The organism is Sphaerospermopsis reniformis (genome assembly GCF_005402885.1).
GTDB classification, from domain to species: domain Bacteria; phylum Cyanobacteriota; class Cyanobacteriia; order Cyanobacteriales; family Nostocaceae; genus Sphaerospermopsis; species Sphaerospermopsis kisseleviana.
This window is the reverse complement of the sequence record NZ_BJCE01000391.1, coordinates 1-2,976: the sequence shown is the minus strand read 5'-3', so window position 1 is coordinate 2,976 and position 2,976 is coordinate 1. Positions and strand designations below refer to the sequence as shown.

The following is a 2,976-nucleotide window of genomic DNA, read 5'->3' as shown; positions in this document are numbered from 1 at the left end:
AAAAGTGTGCATTTTTTGGGATTTCAAGAGATGGCAAAGAAATTTTCAAATCTCCTCCTGACTCCTGACTCCTGACTCCTGACTCCTATGCCCTCACGGAAAGACTTTCTCAGCAACCCCTATGTATAAGTTTTAGAACTATAAAGTGGTAATATACCTTGCAAGTTGACATTTATACTTAATTATATTAAAGTGTAGAAGAATCAAATTTTTGTTTTTGGATAAATTTTAGCTTTTTTTAGATTTTGGCTTTAGTTATGAAGAATAACCTATCAGTACCCTTAACTGGACTGGCTTTAGCCTTGAGTGTCACTTTAGCCAGTAATCAACCTAGTCAAGCTCAAAGCCGTCAATTTACTTGTGCTTCAGTTGATAACTATCCAGCAACCGTGGTTCGTCACCCAAGCAAAGGTAGTGTACCTTTAATTGTGTGGACAAACACAAGTCAGATTAATGATACATGGACACCGCAAAAACGTTGTGAACAAGTATCAGATCGTTTCCAGAAACTGCAAAATCAAGGTCAATTGAGAATCTTGAAAACTGGAACAGTCAACCGTCAATCTGTTATCTGTGGTTTAAAAACTAACGAGGGAGCTTGTAATAACAAAAACGTTCTACTGACTATAACAAATCAAAGAGACCCTAAGCAAGTCCTTGGAATACTATTGAATACCCGTGCTTCTGCAAGCGGAGAACCTGTTTACCTCAGTGGCAATGACGATGGATACATTGAACTAACAATCAACGGTGATGGAACTGCCAGTGTTGATATTGATCAGATCATTGACAGTAAGACTGAGCCAGTTTGGTAAATTTGAGATTATGGGGGGGAAAGCCATGAGTTGGCACGTAGGAATGGTCACTGTTTTTGTACTAGCTGCTTCTTTTTTGTCTTTGACAACTCCAGTGTCGTCAGTTCAAAAACCCCCTTTTTTAATGGCTAATTGGGTTTCAGATCAAGGGAAAAATCAACTTGAACAAGAGGCTCGTTTAATTACAGTTAAAATTCTCAGTAGCCCTAGAGAAATAGGTTATAATAACTCCTCATCACGTTCTAATAACCGATCATTAGATTCTGATAATCGCTCCTTAGGTTCTGGTATACTTTTTTATAAAAAAAATCAAAAAAATAAAAATCGCTTAACTTCAACTTACGTAGTAATTACTAATAATCATGTTTTACAAGCTGGAGAAGCACCCTATTTTATTCAAACTCCCGACGGAAAAATTCACCCTGCTAACCTGGGAGTGACAAAAAAACAACTGAGAGGAAATGATTTAGCCTTGTTAAAATTTGTGTCCGAGTCAGAATACAAAACTGCCACTATGTCAAATCAACAACCTGCCAAGGGAGATTCAGTAATGTCCGCAGGTTTTCCCCTCAAAAATAGCCAAAGTCAATCCGGTGGGTTTGTGATTAAACCCGGTAAAATTGAATTGCTGCTAAATAAAGCCCTAGAGGGAGGATACCAAATTGGTTTTACCAATGATGTGGAAAAAGGGATGAGTGGCGGACCGCTATTAAATAGTGCAGGGGAATTAATAGGAATTAATGGACTCCATGCTAACCCAATTTGGGGTGATCCTTATGTTTTTGAAGATGGTTCTTATCCAACAAATGCACAGCGAGAAAAAATAAGTCAATATAGTTGGGGTATTCCCTTAGAAACAGTCAAGCGATTGATTTCTAAAAGTAATTCCTAAGAGGATGTCTGAAAACTTTGTCGTGTTGCATAAAACACTTGTAGATCCCCCTAAATCCCCCTTATTAAGGGGGACTTTGATTAATTTTCCCCCCTTATTAAGGGGGGTAAGGGGGGATCTGGATAAAACCTGATACTTCTCAGACATCCTCTAATAAAGCACACTGTTTAACCGTATAGTATAATAGATTTTGGCAAGTTCTAAGGTTACTGATAGCGGCTAAGTTCAACTAGACAAAAATTTTCCGTTGCTATGTAAAGCGTAAATAGAAAGTAAACAATAGTTTCCAAATCTTAGGAGAAAGTTATGAGTATGCGCTTTGTCCAAATTGTTGCTTTATGTACTACAGGTGTATTGGCAACAACCACCTCCACACTGGCTCAATTTAATACTAATCCTATCCATCTGACTCAGGCTACTAGCTTCACTTGCGGTTCCCACCTAAAAACTTACGTGGTTCGCTCACTAGATGGCCGAGCAGGAACTGGGATTCGCTGCGTCAAATTTAGTGAAGGACGACCAGGCGGCACTAGTATTCCTCGTCTAGCGTGGTATGGGGAAGGAGCCTGGGGAGGGTGTACCTACCGCCATCTGGGACACGCATTTTACGAAGGTAGGATGCTGGTTGGGTCTGCGTCGGATTTTCATGGTAATGGTGAGTGTACCAACAACAATTTTCCACGTAATCTAACAGTCCGAGAAACTGCACCTGACTGGACTGTGATTCATGTGACTGGTGCCTGGAATGAGGAGTGGCGTTTAGTTTCCACCTCAACTAGCTATAGACCCCTACCCCGTCCTCAAACCTGTGGTGGCTATTTTGATCAATACAGGGTCTCTGATTTGGGTGGTGGCCGTCCCGGTGCAGGTCTGCGCTGTATGCTTAAAGTTGGTCAGGCAAATACAACCTGGTTTGGGAACGGGAATTGGAATGGGAATACTTATTCCCACTTGGGGACTCGCGGAAACAATGGGTATGGGGCTGGAGATATCTGTGGAAATGGCTTTGGTCCAAGCTGTAATAATTTCGGTTACGGTTCTCTGACATTCACCCGTACCGCCAGTGGTTTTAATGTGACTGGTGCCTGGAGTGAACAGTGGCGTAGGTAGAGTCAGTAGGGGCAAACCCCCCGTGGTTGCCCCAGGAGTCAGGAGGAGATTTGAAAATTTCTTTGCCATCTCTTGAAATCCCAAAAAATGCACACTTTTTCCGGTATACCCTTCAAAACCCTTGCACTAATTTCTGTGTTTATCAGCCTCTAACCTTTG

Annotated in this window: 3 protein-coding genes; all 3 read left to right on the top strand. The window is 41.3% G+C overall.

The annotated features are described in order from the left end of the window. The first annotated feature begins 257 nt into the window (after positions 1–257). The 3 genes from FFR48_RS26785 (at position 258) to FFR48_RS26775 (ending at position 2,817) form a co-directional block, all read left to right on the top strand. Complete coding sequence (locus tag FFR48_RS26785; protein ID WP_137669450.1) at positions 258–815, top strand: COP23 domain-containing protein; 558 nt, start codon at positions 258–260, stop codon at positions 813–815. A 25-nt stretch (positions 816–840) separates the two neighbouring features. After that, positions 841–1,707, top strand: a complete 867-nt coding sequence (locus FFR48_RS26780; RefSeq protein WP_137669449.1) for a S1 family peptidase — start codon at positions 841–843, stop codon at positions 1,705–1,707. A gap of 306 nt (positions 1,708–2,013) precedes the next feature. After that, complete coding sequence (locus tag FFR48_RS26775) at positions 2,014–2,817, top strand: hypothetical protein (RefSeq protein WP_137669448.1); 804 nt, start codon at positions 2,014–2,016, stop codon at positions 2,815–2,817. The last annotated feature ends 159 nt before the right edge of the window (positions 2,818–2,976 follow it).

Coding starts and splice junctions, on each gene's coding strand:
- FFR48_RS26785 (WP_137669450.1), top strand. CDS start 258: ATGAAGAATAACCTATCAGTACCCTTAACTGGACTGGCTTTAGCCTTG.
- FFR48_RS26780 (WP_137669449.1), top strand. CDS start 841: ATGAGTTGGCACGTAGGAATGGTCACTGTTTTTGTACTAGCTGCTTCT.
- FFR48_RS26775 (WP_137669448.1), top strand. CDS start 2,014: ATGAGTATGCGCTTTGTCCAAATTGTTGCTTTATGTACTACAGGTGTA.